Origin of the sequence: Xanthomonas indica, assembly GCF_040529045.1 — a bacterium.
Classification (GTDB): domain Bacteria; phylum Pseudomonadota; class Gammaproteobacteria; order Xanthomonadales; family Xanthomonadaceae; genus Xanthomonas_A; species Xanthomonas_A indica.
In genome coordinates, this window is record NZ_CP131914.1 from 1,714,476 (window position 1) to 1,735,517 (window position 21,042).

The 21,042-nt window shown below is 64.9% G+C and carries 28 protein-coding genes; all 28 read left to right on the forward strand.

Annotation, left to right across the window (positions count from 1 at the left end; translation table 11 throughout):
• The first annotated feature begins 7 nt into the window (after window positions 1-7).
• The 28 genes from rpoC to rpsM all read left to right on the forward strand — a co-directional run bounded on the left by rpoC (window position 8) and on the right by rpsM (window position 21,033).
• Window positions 8-4,225: a DNA-directed RNA polymerase subunit beta' gene (gene rpoC / locus Q7W82_RS07385; protein WP_184502855.1), complete on the forward strand. Its 4,218-nt coding sequence runs from the start codon at window positions 8-10 to the stop codon at window positions 4,223-4,225.
• Window positions 4,226-4,452: 227 nt separating this feature from the next.
• Complete coding sequence (rpsL, locus tag Q7W82_RS07390) at window positions 4,453-4,827, forward strand: 30S ribosomal protein S12 (RefSeq protein ID WP_003469157.1); 375 nt, start codon at window positions 4,453-4,455, stop codon at window positions 4,825-4,827.
• 12 nt (window positions 4,828-4,839) lie between these two features.
• The gene (rpsG, locus tag Q7W82_RS07395) at window positions 4,840-5,307 is read left to right on the forward strand and encodes a 30S ribosomal protein S7 (RefSeq protein WP_010341334.1); all 468 of its coding nucleotides are present in this window, start codon (window positions 4,840-4,842) and stop codon (window positions 5,305-5,307) included.
• A gap of 138 nt (window positions 5,308-5,445) precedes the next feature.
• A complete protein-coding gene (fusA, locus tag Q7W82_RS07400) occupies window positions 5,446-7,536 on the forward strand; it encodes an elongation factor G (protein WP_184502856.1) in 2,091 nt (696 codons plus the stop codon).
• A gap of 90 nt (window positions 7,537-7,626) precedes the next feature.
• Window positions 7,627-8,817 carry an elongation factor Tu gene (tuf, locus tag Q7W82_RS07405; RefSeq protein WP_242081676.1) on the forward strand — a complete coding sequence of 397 codons (1,191 nt, stop codon included), beginning with the start codon at window positions 7,627-7,629 and terminating at the stop codon, window positions 8,815-8,817.
• Between the two features lie 487 nt (window positions 8,818-9,304).
• Window positions 9,305-9,616: a 30S ribosomal protein S10 gene (rpsJ, locus tag Q7W82_RS07410; RefSeq protein WP_010341589.1), complete on the forward strand. Its 312-nt coding sequence runs from the start codon at window positions 9,305-9,307 to the stop codon at window positions 9,614-9,616.
• An 11-nt stretch (window positions 9,617-9,627) separates the two neighbouring features.
• Window positions 9,628-10,278 carry a 50S ribosomal protein L3 gene (gene rplC, locus Q7W82_RS07415; protein WP_019796625.1) on the forward strand — a complete coding sequence of 217 codons (651 nt, stop codon included), beginning with the start codon at window positions 9,628-9,630 and terminating at the stop codon, window positions 10,276-10,278.
• 12 nt (window positions 10,279-10,290) lie between these two features.
• Window positions 10,291-10,896, forward strand: coding sequence for a 50S ribosomal protein L4 (gene rplD / locus Q7W82_RS07420; protein ID WP_010341591.1), 606 nt, complete (start codon window positions 10,291-10,293; stop codon window positions 10,894-10,896).
• Window positions 10,893-11,192 (forward strand): 50S ribosomal protein L23, encoded by a 300-nt coding sequence (rplW, locus tag Q7W82_RS07425; RefSeq protein ID WP_019796624.1) that lies wholly within the window; start codon window positions 10,893-10,895, stop codon window positions 11,190-11,192. The genes rplD and rplW overlap by 4 nt, the downstream gene beginning before the upstream one ends.
• A 10-nt stretch (window positions 11,193-11,202) precedes the next feature.
• Window positions 11,203-12,030: a 50S ribosomal protein L2 gene (rplB, locus tag Q7W82_RS07430; protein ID WP_010341593.1), complete on the forward strand. Its 828-nt coding sequence runs from the start codon at window positions 11,203-11,205 to the stop codon at window positions 12,028-12,030.
• 6 nt (window positions 12,031-12,036) lie between these two features.
• On the forward strand, window positions 12,037-12,306 hold the full coding sequence (gene rpsS / locus Q7W82_RS07435) for a 30S ribosomal protein S19 (RefSeq protein WP_010341594.1): 270 nt from the start codon (window positions 12,037-12,039) through the stop codon (window positions 12,304-12,306).
• A gap of 12 nt (window positions 12,307-12,318) precedes the next feature.
• Window positions 12,319-12,654, forward strand: a complete 336-nt coding sequence (gene rplV / locus Q7W82_RS07440; RefSeq protein WP_003470663.1) for a 50S ribosomal protein L22 — start codon at window positions 12,319-12,321, stop codon at window positions 12,652-12,654.
• 17 nt (window positions 12,655-12,671) lie between these two features.
• On the forward strand, window positions 12,672-13,406 hold the full coding sequence (rpsC, locus tag Q7W82_RS07445) for a 30S ribosomal protein S3 (protein ID WP_010341595.1): 735 nt from the start codon (window positions 12,672-12,674) through the stop codon (window positions 13,404-13,406).
• 5 nt (window positions 13,407-13,411) lie between these two features.
• Window positions 13,412-13,825, forward strand: a complete 414-nt coding sequence (rplP, locus tag Q7W82_RS07450) for a 50S ribosomal protein L16 (protein ID WP_003470657.1) — start codon at window positions 13,412-13,414, stop codon at window positions 13,823-13,825.
• The gene (gene rpmC, locus Q7W82_RS07455; RefSeq protein ID WP_010341597.1) at window positions 13,825-14,010 is read left to right on the forward strand and encodes a 50S ribosomal protein L29; all 186 of its coding nucleotides are present in this window, start codon (window positions 13,825-13,827) and stop codon (window positions 14,008-14,010) included. Before rplP ends, rpmC begins: the two co-directional genes overlap by 1 nt.
• 11 nt (window positions 14,011-14,021) lie before the next feature.
• Window positions 14,022-14,291: a 30S ribosomal protein S17 gene (gene rpsQ, locus Q7W82_RS07460; RefSeq protein WP_010341599.1), complete on the forward strand. Its 270-nt coding sequence runs from the start codon at window positions 14,022-14,024 to the stop codon at window positions 14,289-14,291.
• A gap of 14 nt (window positions 14,292-14,305) precedes the next feature.
• On the forward strand, window positions 14,306-14,674 hold the full coding sequence (gene rplN / locus Q7W82_RS07465; RefSeq protein ID WP_003486699.1) for a 50S ribosomal protein L14: 369 nt from the start codon (window positions 14,306-14,308) through the stop codon (window positions 14,672-14,674).
• Between the two features lie 15 nt (window positions 14,675-14,689).
• Window positions 14,690-15,007, forward strand: a complete 318-nt coding sequence (gene rplX / locus Q7W82_RS07470; RefSeq protein ID WP_010341604.1) for a 50S ribosomal protein L24 — start codon at window positions 14,690-14,692, stop codon at window positions 15,005-15,007.
• Window positions 15,008-15,018: 11 nt separating this feature from the next.
• Window positions 15,019-15,561, forward strand: coding sequence for a 50S ribosomal protein L5 (rplE, locus tag Q7W82_RS07475; protein WP_010341606.1), 543 nt, complete (start codon window positions 15,019-15,021; stop codon window positions 15,559-15,561).
• A 110-nt stretch (window positions 15,562-15,671) separates the two neighbouring features.
• Entirely contained in the window at window positions 15,672-15,977 is a 306-nt protein-coding gene (gene rpsN, locus Q7W82_RS07480; RefSeq protein WP_010341607.1) for a 30S ribosomal protein S14, read from the forward strand.
• Window positions 15,978-16,231: 254 nt separating this feature from the next.
• Window positions 16,232-16,630: a 30S ribosomal protein S8 gene (gene rpsH, locus Q7W82_RS07485; RefSeq protein WP_010340446.1), complete on the forward strand. Its 399-nt coding sequence runs from the start codon at window positions 16,232-16,234 to the stop codon at window positions 16,628-16,630.
• 16 nt (window positions 16,631-16,646) lie between these two features.
• Window positions 16,647-17,174, forward strand: a complete 528-nt coding sequence (gene rplF / locus Q7W82_RS07490) for a 50S ribosomal protein L6 (protein ID WP_017908703.1) — start codon at window positions 16,647-16,649, stop codon at window positions 17,172-17,174.
• A 91-nt stretch (window positions 17,175-17,265) separates the two neighbouring features.
• The gene (gene rplR, locus Q7W82_RS07495) at window positions 17,266-17,625 is read left to right on the forward strand and encodes a 50S ribosomal protein L18 (protein WP_010340448.1); all 360 of its coding nucleotides are present in this window, start codon (window positions 17,266-17,268) and stop codon (window positions 17,623-17,625) included.
• Window positions 17,626-17,780: 155 nt separating this feature from the next.
• Window positions 17,781-18,326 carry a 30S ribosomal protein S5 gene (gene rpsE / locus Q7W82_RS07500; protein WP_010340449.1) on the forward strand — a complete coding sequence of 182 codons (546 nt, stop codon included), beginning with the start codon at window positions 17,781-17,783 and terminating at the stop codon, window positions 18,324-18,326.
• Window positions 18,319-18,510, forward strand: coding sequence for a 50S ribosomal protein L30 (gene rpmD, locus Q7W82_RS07505; protein ID WP_019796104.1), 192 nt, complete (start codon window positions 18,319-18,321; stop codon window positions 18,508-18,510). The genes rpsE and rpmD overlap by 8 nt, the downstream gene beginning before the upstream one ends.
• Window positions 18,511-18,516: 6 nt before the next feature.
• Window positions 18,517-18,960, forward strand: coding sequence for a 50S ribosomal protein L15 (rplO, locus tag Q7W82_RS07510; RefSeq protein WP_019796105.1), 444 nt, complete (start codon window positions 18,517-18,519; stop codon window positions 18,958-18,960).
• Window positions 18,961-18,967: 7 nt separating this feature from the next.
• A complete protein-coding gene (gene secY / locus Q7W82_RS07515; protein WP_184502564.1) occupies window positions 18,968-20,338 on the forward strand; it encodes a preprotein translocase subunit SecY in 1,371 nt (456 codons plus the stop codon).
• 338 nt (window positions 20,339-20,676) lie between these two features.
• Window positions 20,677-21,033: a 30S ribosomal protein S13 gene (gene rpsM / locus Q7W82_RS07520; RefSeq protein WP_010340453.1), complete on the forward strand. Its 357-nt coding sequence runs from the start codon at window positions 20,677-20,679 to the stop codon at window positions 21,031-21,033.
• The last annotated feature ends 9 nt before the right edge of the window (window positions 21,034-21,042 follow it).

The following is a 21,042-nucleotide window of genomic DNA, read 5'->3' on the forward strand; positions in this document are numbered from 1 at the left end:
AAATCAAATGAAAGACCTGCTCAACCTCTTCAACCAGCAGCGCCAGACGCTGGACTTCGACGCGATCAAGATCGCGCTGGCCTCGCCGGACCTGATCCGTTCGTGGTCCTTCGGCGAAGTGAAGAAGCCGGAAACCATCAACTACCGTACCTTCAAGCCGGAGCGTGACGGCCTGTTCTGCGCCGCCATCTTTGGCCCGATCAAGGACTACGAGTGCCTGTGCGGCAAGTACAAGCGCATGAAGCACCGCGGCGTGGTCTGCGAGAAGTGCGGCACCGAAGTGACCCTGGCCAAGGTGCGTCGCGAGCGCATGGGCCACATCGACCTGGCCTCGCCGGTCGCGCACATCTGGTTCCTGAAGTCGCTGCCGTCGCGCATCGGCCTGATGCTGGACATGACCCTGCGCGACATCGAGCGCGTGCTGTACTTCGAAGCCTACGTGGTGACCGAGCCGGGCCTGACCGCGCTCGAGCGCCGCCAGCTGCTGACCGAAGAGCAGTACCTGACCGCGCGCCAGGAGCACGGCGACGACTTCGACGCCGCCATGGGCGCCGAGGCGGTGTACGAGCTGCTGCGCACCATCGACCTGCAGTCGGAAATGACCCGCCTGCGCGAAGAGATCGCCGGCACCGGGTCGGAGACCAAGCTCAAGCGCCTGACCAAGCGCATCAAGCTGATCGAAGCCTTCATCGAGTCCGGCAACCGTCCGGAGTGGATGGTGATGACCGTGCTGCCGGTGCTGCCGCCGGATCTGCGCCCGCTGGTGCCGCTGGACGGCGGCCGCTTCGCGACCTCCGATCTGAACGACCTGTACCGCCGCGTCATCAACCGCAACAACCGCCTGCGCCGCCTGCTCGAGCTGAACGCGCCGGACATCATCGTGCGCAATGAAAAGCGCATGCTGCAGGAATCGGTCGATGCGCTGCTGGACAACGGCCGTCGCGGCCGCGCCATCACCGGCACCAACAAGCGCCCGCTGAAGTCGCTGGCCGACATGATCAAGGGCAAGCAGGGCCGGTTCCGCCAGAACCTGCTCGGCAAGCGCGTGGACTACTCCGGCCGTTCGGTGATCGTGGTCGGCCCGACCCTGCGCCTGCACGAGTGCGGCCTGCCGAAGAAGATGGCGCTGGAGCTGTTCAAGCCGTTCGTGTTCGCCAAGCTGCAGCGTCGCGGCCTGGCCACCACCATCAAGGCCGCCAAGAAGCTGGTCGAGCGCGAAGAAGCCGAGGTCTGGGACATCCTGGAAGAGGTGATCCGCGAGCACCCGGTGCTGCTGAACCGTGCGCCGACCCTGCACCGTCTGGGCATCCAGGCGTTCGAGCCGGTGCTGATCGAAGGCAAGGCGATCCAGCTGCACCCGCTGGTCTGCACCGCGTTCAACGCCGACTTCGACGGTGACCAGATGGCCGTGCACGTGCCGCTGTCGCTGGAAGCGCAGCTGGAAGCGCGCGCGCTGATGATGTCCACCAACAACATCCTGTCGCCGGCCAACGGCGAGCCGATCATCGTGCCGTCGCAGGACGTGGTGCTGGGTCTGTACTACATGACCCGCGCGCTGGAGAACAAGAAGGGCGAGGGCATGGTCTTCGCCAACATCGCCGAAGTGAAGCGCGCCTACGACAACCGTGCGGTCGAACTGCACGCCAAGGTCAAGGTCCGCATCACCGAGACGGTGATCGACGAGGATGGCAACCGCACCAAGAAGGCCTCGATCGTGGACACCACGATCGGGCGCGCGCTGCTGGCCGAAATCCTGCCGGAAGGCCTGCCGTTCGCGCTGGCCAACACCGAGCTGACCAAGAAGAACATCAGCCGCCTGATCAACTCCAGCTACCGTCAGCTGGGTCTGAAGGACAGCGTGGTGTTCGCCGACAAGCTGATGTACACCGGCTTCGCCTACGCCACCCGCGCCGGCGTGTCGATCGGCATCGACGACATGCTGATCCCGTCGGAGAAGAAGGGCATCCTCGGCGAAGCCGAGCAGGAAGTGCTGGAAATCCAGGAGCAGTACCAGTCCGGTCTGGTCACTGCCGGCGAGCGCTACAACAAGGTCGTGGACATCTGGTCGCGCACCAACGAGCGCATCGCCAAGGCGATGATGGACACCATCGGCACCGAGAAGGTGGTCAACGCCAAGGGCGAGACCATCGACCAGAAGTCGATGAACTCGCTGTACATCATGGCCGACTCCGGTGCGCGTGGTTCGCAGGCGCAGATCCGTCAGCTGGCCGGCATGCGCGGCCTGATGGCCCGCCCGGACGGCTCGATCATCGAAACGCCGATCAAGGCGAACTTCCGCGAAGGCCTGAACGTGCAGGAGTACTTCAACTCCACCCACGGTGCCCGTAAGGGTCTGGCCGATACCGCGCTGAAGACCGCCAACTCCGGTTACCTGACCCGTCGCCTGGTCGACGTGGCGCAGGACGTGGTGATCACCGAGCCGGATTGCGGCACCACCGACGGCCTGACCATGACCCCGATCGTGGAAGGCGGCGACGTGGTCGAGCCGTTGCGCGACCGCGTGCTCGGCCGCGTGGTGGCCGAGGACGTGTTCCTGCCGGGCAACGACGAGGATCCGATCGTCACCCGCAACACCCTGCTCGACGAGCAGTGGGTGGCCAAGCTGGAAGAGGCCGGCGTGCAGTCGGTCAAGGTCCGCTCGACCATCACCTGCGAATCGGCGTTCGGCGTGTGCGCGCGCTGCTACGGCCGCGACCTGGCCCGTGGCCACCTGGTCAACATCGGCGAAGCGGTCGGCGTCATCGCCGCGCAGTCGATCGGCGAGCCGGGTACTCAGCTGACCATGCGTACCTTCCACATCGGCGGCGCGGCCTCGCGTGCGGCGGCGGTGGACAACATCACGGTCAAGACCACCGGTTCGATCAAGTTCAACAACCTCAAGTCGGTCGAGCACGCCAACGGCTCGCTGGTGGCGGTGTCGCGTTCGGGCGAACTGTCGGTGCTCGACGGCCACGGCCGCGAGCGCGAGCGCTACAAGCTGCCGTACGGCGCCACCATCACCGCCAAGGACGGTGATGCGGTCAAGGCCGGCCAGTCGGTGGCGAACTGGGATCCGCACAACCACCCGATCGTGTCGGAAGTGGCCGGTTTCATCCGCTTCATCGACTTCATCGACGGCGTCACCGTCATCGAGAAGACCGACGAACTGACCGGCCTGGCCTCGCGCGAGATCACCGATCCGAAGCGTCGCGGCACCCAGGCCAAGGACCTGCGCCCGATCGTGCGCATCGTCGACGCCAAGGGCAACGACCTGACCATCCCGGGGACCGATCTGCCGGCGCAGTACCTGCTGCCGCCGCGCTCGATCGTCAACCTGCAGGACGGCGCGCCGGTCGGCGTGGGCGACGTGGTCGCCAAGATCCCGCAGGAAGCGTCGAAGACCCGCGACATCACCGGTGGTCTGCCGCGCGTGGCCGACCTGTTCGAAGCGCGCAAGCCGAAGGATCCGGCGATCCTGGCCGAGCGCTCGGGCATCATCAGCTTCGGCAAGGACACCAAGGGCAAGCAGCGCCTGATCATCAAGGACACCGATGGGTCGGAGCACGAAGAGCTGATCCCGAAGTACCGCCAGATCATCGTGTTCGAAGGCGAGCACGTGGCCAAGGGCGAAACCGTGGTGGACGGCGAGCCGAGTCCGCAGGACATCCTGCGTCTGCTGGGCGTCGAGCCGCTGGCCGCGTACCTGGTCAAGGAAATCCAGGACGTGTACCGCCTGCAGGGCGTGAAGATCAACGACAAGCACATCGAGGTCATCACCCGGCAGATGCTGCGGAAGGTCGAGATCACCGACCAGGGCAACAGCAAGTTCCTCAACGGCGAGCAGGCCGAGCGCCAGCGCGTCATCGAGGAGAACGCCCGTCTGGTCACGCGCAACGAGCTGCCGGCCAAGTACGAGCCGGTGCTGCTGGGCATCACCAAGGCCTCGCTGGCGACCGAGTCGTTCATTTCGGCCGCGTCGTTCCAGGAGACCACCCGCGTCCTCACCGAGGCGGCGGTCCGCGGCACCAGCGACACGCTGCGCGGCCTGAAGGAAAACGTGATCGTGGGTCGCCTGATCCCGGCCGGTACCGGCCTGGCGTACCACAACACGCGCCGCCGCAATGCCAGCGGCCTGACCGAGTCGGAGATGCAGACCCTGTCCGGCGGCAGCGCCGAGCCGGCGGTCGAGACCTCCGCACCGGCGGCTGCCGGCAGCGAAGAGTAAGCAGTAAGCGGACCGGCCCCGCCCGCGGGGCCGGTCTACCAAGCGAAAGGGGGCGCAGCGGAAGCGCCCCGTATTCCGGCCCCGGATGGGCCAGCAAGTAAAAATTCCGTTGAGTTGACGGCGCTTTGACTTGCCCGCTATACTTTCCTGTCTCGGCAGGCCGTCCTTCGGCCTGCCTTCGTTTTCACGCATCCAGGCCCGACGGCCTCAATCAGAAGAATCCACTGATGGCGACGATCAACCAGCTGGTCCGCAAGCCGCGGCAGGCGACCACCTACAAGAGCGCCTCTCCGGCGCTGGACAAGTGCCCGCAGCGCCGTGGCGTCTGCACGCGCGTGTACACCACCACCCCGAAGAAGCCGAACTCGGCCCTGCGCAAGGTCGCCAAGGTGCGCCTGACCAACCAGGAAGAGGTCATCAGCTACATCGGCGGCGAAGGCCACAACCTGCAGGAGCACTCCGTGGTCCTGATCCGCGGCGGCCGCGTCAAGGATCTGCCGGGCGTGCGCTACCACACCGTGCGCGGTTCGCTCGACGCCGCCGGCGTCGCCAAGCGTCGCCAGGGTCGTTCCAAGTACGGCGCCAAGCGCCCGAAGAGCTAAGGGAAAGTACACATGTCTCGTAAAGGTAATACGCCGCAGCGCGCCGTTCTCCCGGATCCCAAGCACGGGAGCGAAACCATCGCCCGCTTCATCAACATGGTGATGCTGAGCGGCAAGAAGTCGGTCGCCGAAAAGATCGTGTACGGCGCGATGGACGTGATCGGCGAGAAGAACCCCAACGCCATCGAGCTGGTGCAGAAGGCGCTGGACAACGTCGCTCCGGCGGTCGAGGTCAAGTCGCGCCGCGTCGGCGGTGCCACCTACCAGGTGCCGGTTGAGGTGCGTTCCTCCCGTCGCATGGCGCTGGCCATGCGCTGGCTGATCGACTCGGCGCGCAAGCGCGGCGAGAACTCGATGCCGCGCAAGCTCGCGGCCGAGCTGGTCGATGCCTCGGAAAACCGTGGCGGCGCCATCAAGAAGCGCGAAGAAACTCACCGCATGGCGGAAGCGAACAAGGCGTTCGCGCACTACCGCTGGTGACCTTCCGGGCCTTGGAAACGGGGCCCGCTGGCACCATCTGAGTGCCGCTAGCCGCGCCGTTGCGCGCGGCACAAATCCGAAGGCCGCCGCAAGGCGGCGTTCGGCCATCCGAAATCCAAGAAATTTGAGAGGCTCCCTGTGGCCCGTACCACTCCCATCGAGCGTTACCGCAACTTCGGCATCATGGCCCACATCGATGCCGGCAAGACCACCACCTCCGAACGCATCCTGTTCTACACCGGCGTCAGCCACAAGATCGGCGAGGTGCATGACGGTGCCGCGACGATGGACTGGATGGAGCAGGAGCAGGAGCGTGGCATCACGATCACCTCCGCGGCCACCACCGCGTTCTGGACCGGCATGGACAAGTCCATGCCGCAGCACCGCTTCAACATCATCGACACCCCGGGGCACGTGGACTTCACCATCGAGGTGGAGCGCTCGCTGCGCGTGCTCGACGGCGCGGTGTTCGTGCTGTGCGCGGTCGGCGGCGTGCAGCCGCAGTCCGAGACCGTGTGGCGTCAGGCCAACAAGTACGCGGTGCCGCGTCTGGCGTTCGTCAACAAGATGGACCGCACCGGCGCCAACTTCGACAAGGTCGTCGAGCAGCTGAAGGCCCGCCTGGGCGCCTACCCGGTGCCGATGCAGGTGCCGATCGGCGCCGAAGACGGCTTCGAGGGCGTGGTCGACCTGGTCAAGATGAAGGCGATCCACTGGGATACCGCCTCGCAGGGCACCGTGTTCGAATACCGCGACATCCCCGCGCACCTGGTCGACAAGGCCACCGACGCGCGCGCGTTCATGGTCGAGGCCGCGGCCGAAGCCAACGAAGACCTGATGGACAAGTACCTCAACGAGGGCGACCTGTCCGAGGCCGAGATCCTGGGCGGTCTGCGCGAGCGCACCCTGAAGGTGGAAGTGGTGCCGGTGTACTGCGGTACCGCGTTCAAGAACAAGGGCGTGCAGGCCATGCTCGACGGCGTGATCCAGCTGCTGCCGTCGCCCAGCGACCGTCCGCCGGTCAAGGGCATCGACGAAGACGAGAAGGAAGACAGCCGTCCGGCCACCGACAACGCCCCGTTCTCGGCGCTTGCGTTCAAGATCATGACCGACCCGTTCGTCGGTTCGCTGACCTTCTTCCGCGTCTACTCCGGCACGCTGAACTCCGGCGACCAGGTGTACAACCCGGTCAAGTCGAAGAAGGAGCGCGTGGGCCGCATCCTGCAGATGCACTCCAACAACCGCGAAGAGATCAAGGAAGTGCGCGCGGGCGACATCGCCGCGGCGGTGGGCCTGAAGGACGTCACCACCGGCGACACGCTGTGCGCGCAGGACCACATCATCACCCTGGAGCGCATGGTGTTCCCGGAGCCGGTGATCTCGATGGCGGTCGAGCCGAAGACCAAGTCGGACCAGGAAAAGATGGGCATCGCGCTGAGCCGTCTGGCGCAGGAAGATCCCTCGTTCCGCGTCAACACCGACGAAGAGTCCGGCCAGACCATCATCCGCGGCATGGGCGAGCTGCACCTGGAAATCATCGTCGACCGCATGAAGCGCGAGTTCAACGTCGAAGCCAACGTCGGCAAGCCGCAGGTGGCCTACCGCGAGACCATCCGCAAGGCGGTCAAGCAGGAAGGCAAGTTCGTGCGTCAGTCCGGCGGTAAGGGCCAGTACGGTCACGTCGTGCTCGAGATCGAGCCGCAGGAGCGTGGCCAGGGCTACACCTTCGAGAACGCGATCGTCGGCGGCGTGGTGCCGAAGGAATACATCCCGGCGGTGGACAAGGGCATCCAGGAAGCGGTGGCCAACGGCGTGATGGCCGGCTACCCGATCGTGGACGTCAAGGTGCGCCTGATCGACGGTTCGTACCACGACGTCGACTCGTCGGAAATGGCGTTCAAGATCGCCGGCTCGATGGGCTTCAAGGAAGGCTTCAACAAGGCCAACCCGGTGCTGCTGGAGCCGATCATGAAGGTCGAGATCGTCACCCCGGAGGATTACCTGGGCGACGTGATGGGCGACGTGAGCCGTCGTCGCGGCATCCTGCAGGGCCAGGACGACAGCCCGTCGGGCAAGGTGATCAACGCGATGGTGCCGCTGGGCGAAATGTTCGGCTACGCCACCACGCTGCGCTCGATGTCGCAGGGTCGCGCCACGTTCTCGATGGAGTTCGACCACTACGCCGAGGCGCCGGCCAACATCGCCGACTCGGTCATCAAGAAGAACTGAGATTAGAGCGACGGGATGCGTGCCGCGGACCAGGTCCGCGCCGCATCCCGCTCTCTCGTCCCCCAATACGAATCACGAGGTAGAGAAGACATGGCAAAGGGTAAGTTCGAGCGCACCAAGCCGCACGTCAACGTCGGCACCATCGGTCACGTCGACCACGGCAAGACCACGCTGACCGCGGCGCTGACCAAGATCGGCGCAGAGCGCTTCGGCGGCGAGTTCAAGGCGTACGACGCGATCGACGCGGCGCCGGAAGAGAAGGCGCGCGGCATCACGATCTCGACCGCCCACGTGGAATACGAATCCCCGACGCGCCACTACGCGCACGTGGATTGCCCGGGTCACGCGGACTACGTCAAGAACATGATCACCGGTGCGGCGCAGATGGACGGCGCGATCCTGGTGTGCTCGGCCGCTGACGGCCCGATGCCGCAGACCCGCGAGCACATCCTGCTGTCGCGTCAGGTCGGCGTGCCGCACATCGTGGTGTTCCTGAACAAGGCCGACATGGTCGACGACGCCGAGCTGCTCGAGCTGGTCGAGATGGAAGTGCGCGAGCTGCTGAGCAAGTACGACTTCCCGGGCGACGACACCCCGATCATCCACGGTTCGGCCCGTCTGGCGCTGGAAGGCGACCAGAGCGAGATCGGCGTGCCGGCGATCCTGAAGCTGGTGGACGCGCTGGACTCGTTCATCCCGGAGCCGCAGCGCGACGTGGACAAGCCGTTCCTGATGCCGGTGGAAGACGTGTTCTCGATTTCGGGCCGCGGCACCGTGGTGACCGGCCGTATCGAGCGCGGCGTGATCAAGGTGGGCGACGAAATCGAAATCGTCGGCATCCGTGCCACGCAGAAGACCACCGTGACCGGCGTGGAAATGTTCCGCAAGCTGCTGGACCAGGGTCAGGCGGGCGACAACGCGGGCCTGCTGCTGCGCGGCACCAAGCGTGACGACGTGGAGCGCGGCCAGGTGCTGTGCAAGCCGGGTTCGATCAAGCCGCACACCGACTTCGAAGCCGAAGTGTACGTGCTGTCGAAGGACGAGGGCGGCCGTCACACCCCGTTCTTCAAGGGCTACCGTCCGCAGTTCTACTTCCGCACCACCGACATCACCGGTGCGGTGCAGCTGCCGGAAGGCGTGGAAATGGTGATGCCGGGCGACAACGTCAAGATGGTGGTGACGCTGATCAACCCGGTGGCGATGGACGAAGGCCTGCGCTTCGCGATCCGCGAAGGCGGCCGTACCGTCGGCGCCGGCGTGGTGGCCAAGATCATCAAGTAATGCCCTCCGGCGGCATAGCCGCCGGTTGAATCGCCAGCGACTGCGGTCGCCGGCATGGCGAAGGGTCGGCGCAAGCCGGCCCTTCGTCGTTTCCGGCATCGGCGCAGGCGCTGCCACGCTTCACGCGCTTTTCTCGTCGAGGGTGTTGCGGCCGGGCAGGGTGGTCGCTATAATGCGCGGCTCGGCGTTCCTGGGTAGGGCGCCGGCAAGACAGCGAAAAGAGAGGCAGGACGCCGCTCGTGTTCGCAGGACCGGGAAGGTCGCGTCGCATGGAGCACTCAACAACCCTGGGTTGTTGACGCTGCTCTAGCTGCGCATTATACTTTTCCGTCTGGGCAGGCCGGGTCGACTGGTCTGCCCCAGTTTTTGGGGCGGAGGAATGCCCCCGCCGAGCGGGATGCTCTGCGGTATACGACATCAGGAAACAACCGGGGCAGGTATCCCAGAGGCCTTGCCCGTCGCTCTTTTAACGAAGGAACCCACCGTCATGGCGGACCAAAAGATCCGGATTCGGCTGAAGGCGTTCGATCATCGTTTGATCGACCGTTCGGCCAGCGAGATCGTCGAGACGGCCAAGCGGACCGGCGCGCAAGTGCGTGGCCCGATCCCGCTGCCGACCAAGATCGAACGCTACACCATCCTCGTTTCCCCGCACGTCGACAAGGACGCGCGCGACCAGTACGAGACCCGCACGCACAAGCGCGTGCTCGACATCGTCGACCCCAACGACAAGACCGTGGACGCGCTGATGAAGCTCGAACTCGCGGCTGGCGTCGATGTCCAGATCAAGTTGACCTGAGGACTACGACCATGACGAAGAAGTATTCGTTGGGCTTCGTGGGCCGCAAGGCCGGCATGAGCCGCGTCTTCACCGAAGACGGCCGCTCCATCCCGGTCACCCTGATCGAAGCGACCCCGAACCGCATCACCCAGCTCAAGACCGTCGAAGCCGACGGCTACAGCGCCGTGCAGATCACCGTGGGCGCCCGTCGCGCCGCGCTGGTCAACAAGCCGGCTGCCGGCCATTTCGCCAAGGCGAAGGTCGAAGCGGGTCGCGGCCTGTGGGAGTTCCGCGTCGAGGACGCGCAGCTGGGCGAGTTCGCCGTCGGCGGCGAAATCAAGGCGGACATCTTCGCCGTCGGCCAGAAGGTCGACGTCCAGGGCGTCACCAAGGGTAAGGGCTTCCAGGGCACCATCAAGCGGCACAACTTCCGCATGGGCGATGCCACCCACGGTAACTCGCTGTCGCATCGCGCGCCGGGTTCGCTGGGTCAGCGCCAGACCCCGGGTCGCGTTTTCCCGGGCAAGAAGATGTCCGGCCACATGGGCGCGGTGCAGCAGAGCACGCAGAATCTGGAAGTGGTCAAGGTCGACGTCGAGCGTGGCCTGATCGCCATCCGCGGCGCTGTGCCTGGCGCTGCCGGTGGCGACGTGATCGTGCGTCCGGCTAGCAAGGCATAAGGAGAGATGACGATGGAACTCGTTATCACGGGTAGCAACAACAAGGTCTCGGTCTCCGACGCCGTGTTCGGCCGCGATTTCAGCGAGGATCTGGTTCACCAGGTCGTCGTCGCCTATCGCAACGCCGGCCGCGCCGGCACCAAGGCGCAGAAGACGCGTTCGGAAGTCAACGGCACCACCAAGAAGTCGAAGAAGCAGAAGGGCGGTGGCGCTCGCCACGGCGCGCTGACCGCTCCGATCTTCGTCGGCGGTGGCGTGACCTTCGCGGCCAAGCCGCGCAGCTTCGAGCAGAAGGTCAACCGCAAGATGTACCGCGCGGCCATCTGCGCGATCCTCTCGGAACTGAACCGCCAGGGCCGCCTGATGGTCGTCGACGCGTTCGACGTCGAGGCCAGCAAGACCAAGGGCCTGGTCGAGAAGCTGAAGGGTCTGGAAGTGGGCAAGCGCCCTCTGATCGTGACCGAAGAAGCCTCCGAGCATCTGTACCTGTCGGCCCGCAACCTTCCCTACGTGGAAGTGCGTGACGTGCAGGGCCTGGATCCGGTGTCGCTGGTCGGGGCCGACACGGTCGTGATCACCGCCGATGCGGTCAAGAAGGTCGAGGAGTGGCTGGCATGAGCAGCAACGAAAAAATCTTCAGCGTGCTGCGCGCTCCGCGTGTCTCGGAAAAGACCGCGCGCCTGCAGGAACTCACCAATCAGTACGTCTTCGAGATTTCGAACGAAGCCACCAAGGCCGATGTCAAGGCCGCGGTCGAGCAGCTGTTCGACGTCAAGGTCGAGTCGGTCAACGTGTTGAACGTCAAGGGCAAGAACAAGTCCTTCCGTTCGCGCAGCGGTCGTCGCGGCGATTGGCGCAAGGCGTACGTGCGTCTGGCCGAAGGCCAGTCCATCGACGTAACGGCCAAGGCCTGAGGTACATCCCATGCCATTGATGAAATTCAAGCCCACCTCCGCAGGCCGTCGTTCGGCCGTGCGCGTGGTCACGCCCGATCTGCACAAGGGCGCCCCGCACGCTGCACTGGTGGAAAAGCAGAGCAAGTCCGGTGGTCGTAACCACCACGGCCGCATCACCACCCGCCACGTCGGCGGTGGCCACAAGCAGCACTACCGCGTCATCGACTTCAAGCGCAACAAGGAAGGTATCCCGGCGCGCGTGGAGCGGATCGAATACGATCCCAACCGCACCGCCCATATCGCCCTGCTGTGCTACGCCGACGGCGAGCGCCGCTACATCATCGCGCCGAAGGGCCTGAAGGCCGGCGACCAAGTGATCGCGGGTTCGGATGCGCCGATCAAGACCGGCAACACCCTGCCGCTGCGCAACATCCCGGTCGGCACCACCGTCCACGGGATCGAGCTGAAGCCGGGCAAGGGCGCGCAGATTGCGCGTGCCGCCGGCGCCGCGGTGCAGCTGGTCGCGCGTGAAGGCATCTACGCCACCCTGCGTCTGCGCTCCGGCGAAATGCGCAAGGTGCCGTCCGAGTGCCGCGCCACCATCGGCGAAGTCGGCAACGACGAGCACAACCTCGAGAAGCTGGGCAAGGCGGGCGCCAAGCGCTGGCGCGGCGTGCGTCCGACCGTTCGCGGTGCGGCCATGAACCCGGTCGACCACCCGCACGGTGGTGGTGAGGCAAAGGCCGGTCAGGGTAATCCGCATCCGGTCACCCCGTGGGGTGTCCCGACCAAGGGTTACAAGACGCGCCATAACAAGCGCACCGAACAATTCATCGTCCGCGATCGTAGGGGCTAATCGACCATGGCACGTTCACTCAAGAAGGGCCCGTTCGTCGATCACCACCTCGTCAAGAAGGTGGAGGCCGCGGCCGGTAGCAAGCGTCCGATCAAGACCTGGTCGCGTCGTTCGATGATCCTGCCGGAGATGGTGGGTTTCACCATCGCCGTGCATAACGGCAAGAACCACGTTCCGGTGCTGGTCAACGAGAACATGGTCGGCCACAAGCTCGGCGAATTTGCCGTCACCCGGACCTTCAAGGGTCACGGTGGCGACAAGAAGTCGGGCCGGTAAGGAGAGATGACGATGGAAGCGAAAGCAATCCTGCGCACCGCGCGCATCTCCCCGCAGAAGGCCCGCCTGGTCGCCGACCAGGTCCGTGGTCTTTCCGCCGAGCGGGCGGTCAACCTGCTGAAGTTCTCGGACAAGAAGGCTGCCCACCTGATCAAGAAGGTGGTGGAGTCGGCGATCGCCAATGCCGAGAACAATCAAGGCGCGGATGTCGACGAGCTGAAGGTCAAGACCATCATGGTTGATGAAGGTCCGACCCTGAAGCGTTTCATGGCGCGGGCGAAAGGCCGCGGTACCCGCATCCTCAAGCGCACCAGCCACATCACTGTGGTTGTGGGCGCCGCCAAGTAAGCGGAAAGGAAAAGACGATGGGTCATAAAGTTCATCCGATCGGAATCCGCCTGGGTATCGCCAAGGACTGGAATTCCAAGTGGTACGCCAACAAGGCCGAGTTCGCCGGTTACCTGGCAGCCGACCTCAAGGTCCGCGAAATGCTGCGCAAGAAGCTGGCGCAGGCGGGCATCAGCAAGATCCTGATCGAGCGTCCGGCCAAGACCGCGCGCGTGACGATCCACACCGCCCGCCCGGGCGTGGTGATCGGCAAGCGCGGTGAGGACATCGAGAAGCTGCGCAAGGAAGTGAGCGAGATGATGGGCGTCCCCGCCCACATCAACGTCACCGAAGTGCGCAAGCCGGAGCTGGACGCGCAGCTGGTCGCCGAGTCGATCGCGCAGCAGCTGGAGCGTCGCATCATGTTCCGCCGCGCGATGAAGCGCTCGGTCGGCAACGCGATGCGCCTGGGTGCCCTGGGCATCAAGGTCAACGTCGCCGGCCGTCTGAACGGTGCGGAAATCGCCCGTTCCGAGTGGTACCGCGAGGGCCGCGTGCCGCTGCACACGCTGCGTGCCGACATCGACTACGGCTTCGCCGAAGCCAAGACGACCTACGGCATCATCGGCATCAAGGTCTGGATCTACAAGGGCGAGATCTTCGATTTCTCCCAGGTTGGCCAGGAAAAGCAGGACGATTCCCCGCGCAACGATCGTAACGATCGCGGCGACCGTGGCGACCGTCCGTCGCGTCCGGCCCGTGAAGCGAGGTAACGGCAATGTTGCAACCCAAGCGAACCAAATACCGCAAGATGCACAAGGGTCGTAACGACGGCCTGGCGTGGAGCGGAAACGCCGTCAGCTTCGGCGAGTACGGGCTGAAGGCCACGGCGCACGGTCAGCTGACCGCGCGCCAGATCGAAGCGGCGCGCCGCTCGATCAGCCGCTACGTCAAGCGCGGCGGCAAGATGTGGATCCGCGTGTTCCCGGACAAGCCGATCACCAAGAAGCCCATCGAAGTGCGAATGGGCTCCGGTAAGGGTAACGTCGAGTACTGGGTCGCCCAGATCCAGCCCGGTCGCATGATCTATGAAATCGAAGGCGTCGGCGAAGATGTCGCGCGCGAGGCGTTCCGCCTGGCCGCTGCCAAGCTTTCGGTGACCACCACCTTCGTGACCCGGACGGTACGCTGATGGACATCAAACAACTCCGCGAGAAGTCGGCCGACGATCTGAAGGCCCACCTGACCGATCTGCGCAAGGAGCAGTTCGCCCTGCGCATGCAGCAGGTCACCGGGCAGCTGCCGAAGACTCACGAAACCCGCCGGGTGCGCCGCGAGATCGCTCGCGTCAAGCACCTGCTCGGCAGCACGAAGTAAGGATGGCCGCGATGAGCGACAATAACGAAAGCAAGACGCTGCGCACGGTCGAAGGCCGTGTGGTCAGCAACAAGATGGACAAGACCGTCACCGTGCTGGTGGAGCGTCAGGTCAAGCATGCGCTGTACGGCAAGTACATCAAGCGCTCGACCAAGCTCCACGCCCACGACGCCGACAACGCCTGCAACGAAGGCGATGTCGTGCGCGTGACCGAGATTGCGCCGATGTCCAAGACCAAGAACTGGCGGGTGGTGGAAATCGTCACCCGCGCGGCCGAATAAGGGAGATCTGAATCATGATCCAGATGCAGAGCTACCTCGACGTCGCCGACAATTCCGGTGCCAAGGAAGTGATGTGCATCAAGGTGCTCGGCGGCTCCAAGCGCCGCTACGCGCACATTGGCGACATCATCAAGGTCACCGTCAAGGACGCGATCCCGCGCGGCAAGGTCAAGAAGGGCGAAGTCTACGACGCCGTCGTCGTGCGTACCCGCAAGGGCGTGCGTCGTCCGGACGGTTCGTTGATCCGCTTCGATGGCAACGCCGCGGTGTTGCTCAACAACAAGCAGGAGCCGATCGGTACGCGCATCTTCGGGCCTGTGACCCGCGAGCTGCGTTCTGAGAAGTTCATGAAGATCGTCTCGCTCGCTCCCGAAGTGCTGTGAGCGGAGGACATACACATGGCTAACCGTATCAAGAAGGGCGACCAGGTCGTCGTCACCACCGGCAAGGACAAGGGCAAGCAGGGCGAAGTCGTCCGCGTCGACGGCGACCGCGTGGTCGTCTCCAACGCGAACATCGTCAAGCGCCACACCAAGCCGAACCCGCAGGCGGGCGTCGCCGGCGGCGTGGTCGAGCGCGAAGCGTCGATCCATATTTCCAACGTTGCGATCCTCAACCCGGCGACGGGCAAGGGCGACCGCGTTGGCTTCAAGGTGCTGGAGGATGGACGCAAACTGCGTGTGTTCCGCTCCAGCGGTGAGGCGCTCGACGCCTGAGGAATGACACAATGACTTCCCGTCTCGAAAAGATCTACAAGGAAGAAGTGGTACCGGCTCTGATGAAGAAGTTCGGTTACACCAATCCGATGGAAGTGCCGAAGCTGGTCAAGGTCACGCTGAACATGGGCGTGGGCGAGGCCGCGACGAACAAGAAGATCCTGGAAAACGCCGTCGCCGACATGGCCAAGGTCTCCGGCCAGAAGCCGGTGGTGACCAAGTCGCGCATCTCGGTGGCCTCGTTCAAGATCCGCGATGGCTGGCCGATCGGCTGCAAGACCACGCTGCGTCGCGCCAAGATGTACGAGTTCCTGGACCGCCTGATCAACATCTCGCTGCCGCGCGTGCGCGACTTCCGTGGTGTCTCCGGGCGTTCGTTCGACGGCCGCGGCAACTTCAACATGGGCGTGAAGGAGCAGATCATCTTCCCGGAAATCGACTTCGACGCCGTCGACGCGATCCGCGGTATGGATATCGCCATCACCACCACCGCCAAGACCGACGCCGAAGCCAAGGCGCTGCTCGAAGCGTTCAAGTTCCCGTTCCGTAACTGATTGACGCCGGGATTCGGGATTCGGGATTCGGGATGGAAGGGCGCTGCGCCCGTCACATCCCGGATTCTGGAAATCTCCAATCCCCACTCTCGAATCCCGAGGATTTACAGATGGCAAAGACCTCCATGGTCAACCGCGACATCAAGCGCAAGAAGCTGGCGAAGAAGTTCGCCGACAAGCGTGATGCGCTGAAGAAGATCATCGCCTCCGGCACCGCCTCGTACGACGAGAAGGCCGAGGCCGTGACCAAGCTGCAGAAGCTGCCGCGCGATTCGTCGCCGAGCCGCCAGCGTACCCGTTGCGAACTGTCCGGCCGCCCGCGTGGCGTGTACGGCAAGTTCGGCCTGGGCCGCAACATGCTGCGCAAGGCGACCATGAACGGCGACGTTCCGGGCCTGCGCAAGGCCAGCTGGTAATTCCAGCGGCGCCGGTCCCGTCCGCGGGGCCGGGCAGGGCGGTCTAGCCGCCCGCGTGTCGTTCAGACAACGAGTCCGACGCAAGTCGGACTTTTTGTCGTATACTCCCGTTCCTTGCCTCGCGGCAGGGACGGGTATGGCAGCCGCCGCGGGTTCCTCCGGCGGTTGCGCGCTTTACCCCCTGCGTCATTCCACCGCTCCACCACACAAGATTTTCGCGAAAGCGGATATCGGTGCACTCAAAGGTAGACACCATGAGCATGACTGATCCCATCGCCGACCTGCTGGTCCGCATCAAGAATGCGGCCGCGGTTGGCAAGCCGACGGTGAAGATGCCGTCCTCCAAGATCAAGGTTGCGATCGCGGAAGTGCTGAAGGCCGAAGGCTACATCAGCGATCTGCGCGTCAACGCGATCGAAAACAACAAGTCCGAACTGGAAATCGTGCTGAAGTATTTCGAGGGCCGCCCGGTCATCGATACGCTCAAGCGCGTGTCGCGTTCGGGTCTGCGCCAGTATCGCGGCAAGACCGAGCTGCCGAAGGTTCTCGGCGGTCTGGGCGTTGCCATCATTTCCACGTCCAAGGGCATCATGACCGATGCGCAGGCCCGTCAGGCCGGCGTCGGTGGCGAAGTCCTGTGCTTCGTGGCCTAAGGGAAGGAGCACTCACATGTCCCGCGTAGCCAAGAAGCCGATCTCCCTCCCGAAGGGCGTCGAACTCACCGTCCAGGCCGATCAGGTCAGCGTCAAGGGCCCGAAGGGCACCCTGTCGCTGCCGAAGCCGGCCGGCGTCGAAATCAAGCAGGAAAACGGTGTCGCCACGCTGTCGGCGAACGATCCGTCGCACATCGCCATCACCGGCACCGTCCGCGCCATCCTGGCGAACATGGTGCAGGGCGTGTCCGCGGGCTTCGAGCGCAAGCTCGAGCTGGTGGGCGTCGGCTACCGTGCCACGATGCAGGGCAAGGACCTGAGCCTGGCGCTCGGTTTCTCGCACCCGATCGTGTTCAGCGCGCCGGAAGGCATCACCCTGGCCGCTCCGACCCAGACCGAAATCCTGGTGCAGGGCGCCGACAAGCAGCGCGTCGGCGAAGTCGCCGCCAAGATCCGCGGTTTCCGTCCGCCGGAGCCCTACAAGGGCAAGGGTGTGAAGTACGCCGGTGAAGCCATCATTCGCAAGGAAGCCAAGAAGGCGTAATGCAGGTCCTTCTGCGAGGAGCCCGGCCCCCCATGGCCGGACTCCTCGCTGCAAAAGCCTGTTCTCCTTCAGCTTCCCTAGGACACATACCATGAGCATCAACAAGAACATCGCCCGCCTGCGTCGCGCCAAGTCGACCCGCGCCCACATCCGCGAGCTCGGCGTCGCCCGCCTGTCGGTGCTGCGCACCGGTCAGCACCTGTACGCGCAGGTCTTCACCGCCGACGGCTCCAAGGTGCTCGCCGCGGCGAACACCCTGCAGGCCGACGTCAAGGACGGCCTGAAGAACGGCAAGAACAGCGACGCCGCCGCCAAGGTCGGCAAGCTGATCGCCGAGCGTGCCAAGGCCGCGGGCGTCGAGAAGGTCGCGTTCGACCGCTCGGGCTACCGCTACCACGGCCGCATCAAGGCGCTGGCCGACGCCGCGCGCGAAGGCGGCCTGCAGTTCTGATCCTTGCGGGCGCGGCAATGCCGCGCCCGTCCTGCCGATGCGGGCTGCATCGGACCTTGGCGCGCCTTTTGCGCGCGTCCGGGGAACACGGCGCCAGACCACAACCACAAGCGGCAACGAAGCCGTAAATCTTTTCCTCTATCAAGGGCATCACAATGGCTGAAGAACAGCGTGCACCGCGGGGTCGTGATCGCGACCGCAACCGCGAAGAGAAAGTCGACGACGGCATGATCGAGAAGCTGGTCGCGGTCAACCGCGTCAGCAAGACGGTCAAGGGCGGTCGCCAGTTCACCTTCACCGCGCTGACCGTGGTCGGCGACGGCAACGGCAAGATCGGCTTCGGTTACGGCAAGGCGCGCGAAGTGCCGGTCGCGATCCAGAAGTCGATGGAGTATGCGCGCAAGGGCATGCTCAACATCGATCTGAACAACGGCACCCTGTGGCACCCGGTGAAGTCCGGCCATGGCGCGGCGCGCGTGTTCATGATGCCGGCGTCGGAAGGTACCGGCGTGATCGCCGGCGGCGCGATGCGCGCCGTGCTGGAAGCGGTGGGCGTGAAGAACGTGCTGGCCAAGGCCGTCGGTTCGCGCAACCCGATCAACCTGGTGCGCGCCACCCTGCGCGGCCTGGAAGACATGCAGTCGCCGGCCCGCATCGCGGCCAAGCGCGGCAAGAAGGTGGAGGATCTGACCCATGGCTAATGAATCCGCCAAGACCGTCAAGGTGCGCCTGGTGCGCGGCCTGCGTGGTACCCAGTCGCGTCACCGCCTGTCGGTGCGTGCCCTGGGCCTGAACAAGCTCAACGATGTGCGCGAACTGAAGGACAGCCCGCAAGTGCGCGGCCTGATCAACAAGGTTCAGTACCTCGTCCAGGTTGAGGAGTAATCGACCATGACTTTGCATCTGAATGATCTGAAGCCCGCGCCGGGCGCGCGTACCGAGCGCACCCGCGTCGGTCGCGGCATCGGTTCCGGCCTGGGCAAGACCGCCGGCCGCGGCCACAAGGGTTCGTTCGCGCGCAAGGGCGGCGGCAAGATCAAGGCCGGCTTCGAAGGCGGCCAGACCCCCATGCAGCGTCGTCTGCCGAAGATCGGCTTCCGCTCGAAGATGGCCAAGGACACTGCCGAAGTGCTGTCCTACCAGCTCGACAACCTGCCGGCGGGCGAGATCGATTTCGCTGCGCTGCGCGCCGCGAAGCTGGTCCCGAGCACCGCGAAGAAGGCCAAGGTGGTCCTGAAGGGCGAACTGACCAAGGCGTTCGTGCTGAAGGGCGTCGCCGCGACCGCCGGTGCCAAGGCGGCAATCGAAGCTGCCGGCGGCAGCGTGCAGGAGTAACACGCAGATGGCGCAGGCTGGCATGGGTAACCTCGGCGGCGGGCTCGGCAAGTTCACGGAACTTCGCCAGCGCCTGTTGTTCGTTCTCGGCGCATTGATCGTCTACCGCATCGGCTGCTATGTGCCGGTGCCGGGCGTCAATCCCGAAGCCATGCTTGCGCTGATGCAGGCGCAGGGCGGCGGCATCGTGGACATGTTCAACATGTTCTCGGGCGGCGCCCTGCACCGTTTCAGCATCTTCGCGCTGAACGTGATGCCGTACATCTCGGCATCGATCGTGATCCAGCTGGCCACGCACATCTTCCCGTCGCTGAAGGCGATGCAGAAGGAAGGCGAGTCGGGTCGGCGCAAGATCACCCAGTATTCGCGCATCGGCGCGGTGCTGCTGGCGGTAGTGCAGGGCGGCAGCATCGCCCTGGCGCTGCAGAACCAGACTGCACCGGGCGGCGCGCCGGTCGTCTACGCTCCCGGCATGGGCTTCGTGCTCACCGCGGTGATCGCGTTGACCGCCGGCACCATCTTCCTGATGTGGGTCGGCGAGCAGGTGACCGAGCGCGGCATCGGCAACGGCGTCTCGCTGATCATCTTCGCCGGCATCGTCGCCGGCCTGCCGGCGGCGGCGATCCAGACCGTGGAGTCCTACCGCGACGGCAACATGAGCTTCATCTCGCTGCTGCTGATCGTGTTGACGATCCTCGCCTTCACCCTGTTCGTGGTGTTCGTCGAGCGCGGGCAGCGGCGGATCACGGTGAACTACGCACGCCGCCAGGGCGGTCGCAATGCGTACATGAACCAGACCTCGTTCCTGCCGCTGAAGCTCAACATGGCCGGCGTGATCCCGCCGATCTTCGCCTCGAGCATCCTCGCCTTCCCGGCGACGCTGTCGATGTGGTCCGGCCAGGCTGCCTCCAACAGCACCTTCGGCAGCGTGCTGCAGCGTATCGCCAATGCGCTCGGCCCCGGCGAGCCGGTGCACATGATCGTGTTCGCCGCGCTGATCATCGGCTTCGCGTTCTTCTACACGGCGCTGGTGTTCAACTCGCAGGAAACCGCGGACAACCTCAAGAAGTCCGGCGCGCTGATTCCGGGTATCCGTCCGGGCAAGGCCACCGCCGACTATGTCGACGGCGTGCTGACCCGCCTGACCGCGGCCGGCTCGGTGTACCTGGTGATCGTGTGCCTGCTGCCGGAAGTGATGCGCGCCCAGCTCGGCACCTCGTTCCACTTCGGCGGCACCTCGCTGCTGATCGCGGTCGTGGTGGTGATGGACTTCATCGCGCAGATCCAGGCGCACCTGATGTCGCACCAGTACGAAAGCCTGTTGAAGAAGGCCAACCTCAAGGGTGGCTCGCGTGGCGGCGGTTTTGCCCGCGGTTGATTGCTATACTGTTTGAATCCTTCCGCGAAGACGCCCCGGTTCCCGGGCGCAGTCTTCCGACTTGAAGGGCGGCCCGTGCAGCGGTCTCGTGCGCGGGTGAGACGTGGTGGTCCTGCGCTGGAGTAGCGCGGGCGGCAAGGCGGAACCATCGCCTCGCCAACGACGTCCGGCGCCGGAGCATGGGCACACTCCCCATGCCGGGCTTGCGGAACCTCAGGTTCCGCGGGCTTCCATGTAACCCGAGACCTTGCTAGACTTACAAGTTCACTTTTTGATCCATCCTGCCGGATGGCGCCGTGGTGCGCCGTCGGGCCATCACTCAGTTGGAGAACCGCGTCATGGCGCGTATTGCAGGCGTCAACCTGCCAGCCCAGAAGCACGTCTGGGTCGGGTTGCAAAGCATCTACGGCATCGGCCGTACCCGTTCGAAGAAGGTCTGCGAAGCCGCAGGCGTGACCTCGACCACCAAGATCCGCGACCTGTCCGAGCCGGAAATCGAGCGCCTGCGTCTCGAAGTCGGCAAGTACATCGTCGAAGGCGACCTGCGTCGCGAAATCGGCATCGCCATCAAGCGACTGATGGACCTGGGCTGCTACCGCGGCCTGCGTCATCGTCGTGGCCTGCCCCTGCGCGGTCAGCGCACCCGTACCAACGCCCGCACCCGCAAGGGTCCGCGCAAGGCGATCAAGAAGTAAGGGACCGAC